This window comes from Mesorhizobium sp. M7A.F.Ca.US.014.04.1.1, assembly GCF_003998745.1.
GTDB classification, from domain to species: domain Bacteria; phylum Pseudomonadota; class Alphaproteobacteria; order Rhizobiales; family Rhizobiaceae; genus Mesorhizobium; species Mesorhizobium ciceri.
Genome location: NZ_RZRW01000414.1, coordinates 1 through 5,181, shown reverse-complemented (window position 1 = coordinate 5,181; position 5,181 = coordinate 1). Strand labels below are relative to the sequence as shown.

General features: G+C 61.9%; 5 protein-coding genes. 1 reads left to right on the top strand and 4 read right to left on the bottom strand.

Translation table 11 applies throughout. The features are described from left to right. The coding region (locus EOA22_RS23705) for a DJ-1/PfpI family protein (RefSeq protein ID WP_127390252.1) at positions 1–699 on the bottom strand (699 nt) is incomplete at its 3' end. A gap of 126 nt (positions 700–825) precedes the next feature. Here EOA22_RS23705 and EOA22_RS23700 point away from each other — a divergent pair. Continuing rightward, positions 826–1,470 (top strand): cysteine hydrolase family protein, encoded by a 645-nt coding sequence (locus tag EOA22_RS23700; RefSeq protein WP_013529947.1) that lies wholly within the window; start codon positions 826–828, stop codon positions 1,468–1,470. Positions 1,471–1,537: 67 nt separating this feature from the next. On the opposite strand, the gene EOA22_RS23695 is transcribed toward EOA22_RS23700, so the two are convergent. The 3 genes from EOA22_RS23695 to EOA22_RS23685 all read right to left on the bottom strand — a co-directional run. After that, positions 1,538–3,217, bottom strand: coding sequence for a formate--tetrahydrofolate ligase (locus EOA22_RS23695; RefSeq protein ID WP_013529948.1), 1,680 nt, complete (start codon positions 3,215–3,217; stop codon positions 1,538–1,540). Positions 3,218–3,530: 313 nt separating this feature from the next. Beyond that, positions 3,531–4,655, bottom strand: a complete 1,125-nt coding sequence (locus tag EOA22_RS23690) for a DUF2333 family protein (protein WP_013529949.1) — start codon at positions 4,653–4,655, stop codon at positions 3,531–3,533. Positions 4,656–4,759: 104 nt separating this feature from the next. After that, the coding region (locus tag EOA22_RS23685; RefSeq protein WP_348629500.1) for a DUF6638 family protein at positions 4,760–5,181 on the bottom strand (422 nt) is incomplete at its 5' end.

The following is a 5,181-nucleotide window of genomic DNA, read 5'->3' as shown; positions in this document are numbered from 1 at the left end:
GTCCAGGCTGTGCGCTTCGCCAAGCGTCGCGCGAACCGCGTCGAGGGCCTGGGTGAAGCGGTCGGCGTCCGCGCTTCTTGCCACCGGATGCTCGATGAATTGCGCCTGGCCGCCCTGGCGATGCGGGGAAAGCACGATCTGGCGAGCAAGCCGCAGTGCTGCTTCCGCGCCATAGCGGGCGCGCACGATGTGGAGACAGCAGTCGAGGCCGGCGGCGACGCCGGCCGAGGTCACGACATCGCCATTGTCGACGTAGAGCACCGCGGCATCGACAGCGATGTCGGGATGGAGTGTTTGCAATTGTTCGCAATAGGCCCAGTGCGTCGCGGCACGTCGGCCCGAAAGCAGCCCGGCCGCTGCAATGGCGAAGGTGCCGAGGCACAGGCCGACAATCAAGGCGCCGCGTTGGTGCGCATGGCGCAGCGCTTCCATCAGCAGCGGCGATACCGGTTCGCTCAGATGATGCCAGCTCGGGATGATGACGATATCGGCGCCGTCGAGCCCTTCGAGCCCATGCGGCGCGGCAATTGTCAGCCCGGCTTCGGTATGGATCGGCCCGGCCTTGACCGCGCAGATGCGGAAGTCGAAGCGCGGCAGGCCAAGCGCCGTCCTGTCCTCGCCGAAGACCAGGCACGGTACGGAAAGATGGAACGGGCTGATGCCGTCGAAGGCGAGGACGGCAATGATCGGGTCGTTCATGGGTGCTTCCAGCGGTTGAATGCGGATTGTCCCAATTCTTTCGAATGATGTCAATCGGGTCACTTTCGGCTGTCTGGCAGCCCGCCTATCTTCCATCCATCGAATTCAAGCCGGAAAGGAAACACCATGTCTGACCCAGCCAACACCACGCCGCGCCGGGCGCTGATCGTCGTCGATGTGCAGAACGATTACGACGGCGGCAATCTCGCCATCCAGCATCCGCCGTTCCGCGACAGCGTCGTCAATGTGGCACGCGCCATGGATGCAGCGACTGCTGCCGGTATCAAGGTGGTGGTCGTCAAGCAGATGGCGCCCGAGACCTCGCCGATCTTTGCCAAGGGCAGTCACGGCGGCGAACTGCATCCCGAAATCGCCAGGCGCAAGCGCGACCATTATGTCGAAAAGAACCTGCCCTCCGCCTTCACCGGCACTGATCTGGAAGACTGGCTGCGCGCCAATGCCATCGATACGATTACGGTGGTCGGCTACATGACGCATAATTGTGACCTGTCGACCATTATCCACGCCGTGCATATGGGCTTTGCCGTCGAGTTCCTGTCGGATGCGACCGGCTCGGTGCCTTACGCCAACAGCGCCGGCTACGCCTCGGCCGAGGAGATCCATCGCGTGGTCACGATCATCCTGCAGTCGCGCTTCGCCGCCGTGCTCAAGACCGCCGAATGGGTGGAGTGCCTGCAGACCGGCGCGCTGCCGGAGCGCGACACGATCTTCGGCTCCAACCAGCGGGCGCTGTCGCGCAGCGCTGCTTAGGGCTATCCGAACAAACAGAAAGGGCGCCGCATCGCTGCGGCGCCCTTTCTGTTTGAATTGAAGGATTTTAGAACAGGCCTTCGATATTGCCGGCCTCATTGAGGAAGATCTTTTCCGAGGACGGCGCCCTCGGCAGGCCCGGCATGGTCATGACCTCGCCGCAGATGATGACGACGAAGCCGGCACCGGCCGAAAGCCTGACCTCGCGCACCGGCACGGTGTGGCCGGTCGGCGCGCCGCGCAGGTTCGGGTCGGTCGAGAAGGAATACTGGGTCTTGGCCATGCACACCGGCAAATGGCCGTAGCCGGCGTCTTCCCACGCCTTGAGCTGGTCGCGCACCGACTTGTCGGCGATCGCTTCCGAGCCGCGATAGATGCGCTGGACGATGGTGTTGATCTTCTCGAACAGCGGCATGGCATCGGGATAGAGCGGCGCGAACTGCGAGGCGCCGGATTCGGCCAGTGCCACCACCTTGTTGGCGAGATCCTCGATCCCGGCCGAGCCGTGTGCCCAGTGCTTGCACAGGATCGCTTCTTCGCCCATCGAGGCGACATAGTCCTTCATCGCCTGGATCTCGGCGTCGGTGTCGGAATAGAAATGGTTGATGGCAACCACCGCCGGCACGCCGAACTGCCTGATGTTCTCGATGTGGCGGCCAAGATTGGCGCAGCCCTTCTTCACCGCTTCGACGTTTTCCTTGCCGAGGTCTTCCTTCTTGACGCCGCCATTCATCTTCATGGCGCGCACGGTGGCGACGATGACCGCCGCTGCCGGCTTCAGGCCCGCCTTGCGGCACTTGATGTCGAAGAACTTTTCAGCACCCAAATCGGCGCCGAAGCCGGCTTCGGTGACGACATAGTCGGCGAGCTTGAGCGCCGTCGTGGTGGCGACGACCGAGTTGCAGCCATGCGCGATGTTGGCGAACGGCCCGCCATGCACGAAGGCCGGGTTGTTCTCCAGCGTCTGCACCAGGTTCGGCTGCATGGCATCCTTCAGCAGCACAGCCATGGCGCCGTCGGCCTTGAGGTCGCGGGCATAGACGGCTGACTTGTCGCGGCGATAGGCGACGATGATGTCGCCGAGGCGCTTTTCCAGGTCCTTCAGGTCGGTCGACAGGCAGAGGATCGCCATCACTTCCGAGGCGACGGTGATGTCGAAACCGCCCTCGCGCGGGAAGCCGTTGGCGACGCCGCCGAGCGAGCAGATGATCTCGCGCAGCGCGCGGTCGTTCATGTCCATGACGCGGCGCCAGACGACCCGGCGGGTGTCGATGCCGAGCTCATTGCCCCAGTAGATGTGGTTGTCGATCAGCGCCGAAAGCAGGTTGTGTGCGGTGGTGATGGCGTGGAAGTCGCCGGTGAAGTGGAGGTTCATGTCCTCCATCGGCACGACCTGCGCATAGCCGCCGCCGGCGGCACCGCCCTTGACGCCGAAGTTCGGGCCGAGCGAAGCCTCGCGGATGCAGACGATCGCCTTCTTGCCGATGCGGTTCAGGCCGTCGCCGAGACCAACCGTGGTCGTGGTCTTGCCTTCGCCGGCCGGCGTCGGGTTGATGGCGGTTACGAGGATCAGCTTGCCGTCCTTGTTGCCCTTCACCGATTTGATGAATTCGGCTGATATCTTGGCCTTGTCGTGGCCGTAGGGCAGCAGGTGTTCGGTCGGGATGCCGATCTTCTGGCCGATCTCCTGGATCTGCTTTTTCCTGGCGCCGCGCGCGATCTCGATGTCGGACTTCACTTCGGCCATGACGGCTTTCCTCTGGATTGGACGGTGGAGGGGACGGGTTTGGTCTTACTGGCAAGCAGGTTGGAACCGGGCGCGGGCATGTTCTAACCCTGTCGCTGCCGCGGCGTCAACTTGTATGCAACTATGTTTCCTCTTGAGAAAATTCTTCTGCGGACCGGCCGACCTGTCGTCGGTTCTTCCTGGCTCCGTTGCCGCGCCGTATAGAAGCCAGAGGACGCGTCGTTCCGCCGTCTCAAAACAGCCGCACAATGCACGGAATGCGACAGAGGCGACGGCGCAAATTCACCATCGCCTGGTCCCTAATGGAACAGCGCTACTGCGTCAGAACGTTGCTGATTTCGACCATGTTGGAGCGCACCCTGAGCACATAGAAGCCCATCGTCGTCAGATGCGTCGGCAACAGCCAGCCATCCTCGCGGCCATTGGCGATGATGAAAGGCTGGATCTTCAGTGCCGAAACGAACTGCGAGTCCATCGTGTCCCAGAGGTTCTGCAGATGCTTTTCCTTGATGACGTCCTCGAAGTCGGCCTGGGCGCCCTTCATCAGGCCGTAATAGCCATAGAGCTGGCCATAGGCGAACCAGTAGCGGTCGTCGGCGCGGAAGTCGAACCAGCCATTGTTGTGGTTCTCGGCGCGTTCCTTGAGGATCGCCGAGGTCGAGCCGATGTCGGACGAGATGCGGTCGATATACTGTTTCAGATTGTCGGCGCGGGCGTCGAATGTCGCCTGGCAGGTGGCAAGGCGAGCGTTGAAGGAACGCAGCATGCGCACGGCGTCGCGATAGTAGCTCGGCGTCGGTGTCTTGGGACCGAACGGGTTCAGGCCGAAATACCAGGTCTCCTCGTCGAACTGCAGGTTGCCGCGGGCATTCTGCAGATCGCTGTCGATCTGCGAGGTGGTGCGGACGCGGCCGAGATTGTCGGCGAGTTCGGTCGCCGTGCGCCGCACCGCCTGGTTGATGCCGCGCTGGAAGGAGGCCTTGTTGTCCATCCACGGCGTGTTGTCCCAGTCGATGCCGAACAGGCCGAGCTTGTAGAGGATCATCGACGAGATCCAGGCATTCTGGTTGACGTTGAAGTCGGTCAGGTCGGCGGCGATCTGGGCAATGCCGGAGTTGCCGCAGGTCTTGGCCGTGTCGGTGCCGGCGCCGGCGGAGACCTGTTCGCCAGCGGAGACATTGCGCTTCTCGAACGTGTAGGTGTCTGGATAGTTCGGGTTGAAATTGTTCCACCACTGGGTGGCGTAGAAGAAATTGGCATAGAGGCCGATCAGCACCAGCAGAGCAAGGCCGACCGCCGCCTTGAGGATCCAGCCGCGTTGCGTGTACCAGCGTCCGGCCCACAGGAACGGCCACAGGATGACGCCGATCAAAAGCCCGATACCGCGGCCGATCCACTGGAAAATGCGGGTGAAGAAGTTCACGATCGGATCGAGCATGGCTGTGTCACCCCCTCAAGCATGATGCCAAAAAGTTGCAGACTTTTTGGATAACATTATGCGCCAAAACAAGAAGTTAGAACGAAATAACGGTTCATTTCGTTCTAGTCAGTCAGGCCGTAGAGGCGCGTGCGAAACGCCACCTTGTCCTTCAAATATGTGGTTTTGAGAACGTCCACAACATGCGATCGCCAGGCGTCGCTGAAGCCGCCATAGTCCTTGTAGAAGCCGTCCTTGTTGAAGATGTAGCGCGAGACGAAGTCCGACGGCACGAAATCCGAGATCAGCCGGTTGGTCAGCCAGGCGTCAGGATGGTCAGGCTTGGCGCGGATCACCAGGAAGCGCTGCTGCGGGAAGACATCCTCGATCTTCAGGTGGCCGAGCTGGGCGATCTCGCGCTTGGCGGCGTTGAGGAAAGGGAAATTGCCGTCCCTGGTGATCAGGTCGGCATGGCTCTGGAACCAGGTCTGCAGCCAGACCTTGTCGACATTGGTCAAGTTGCGGTTCGGCTCGGCATCGCGGATCA

Excerpts from the sequence above, each read along its gene's own strand:
- EOA22_RS23690 (WP_013529949.1), bottom strand. The coding sequence starts at position 4,655 with ATGCTCGATCCGATCGTGAACTTCTTCACCCGCATTTTCCAGTGGATC.
- EOA22_RS23695 (WP_013529948.1), bottom strand. The coding sequence starts at position 3,217 with ATGGCCGAAGTGAAGTCCGACATCGAGATCGCGCGCGGCGCCAGGAAA.
- EOA22_RS23700 (WP_013529947.1), top strand. The coding sequence starts at position 826 with ATGTCTGACCCAGCCAACACCACGCCGCGCCGGGCGCTGATCGTCGTC.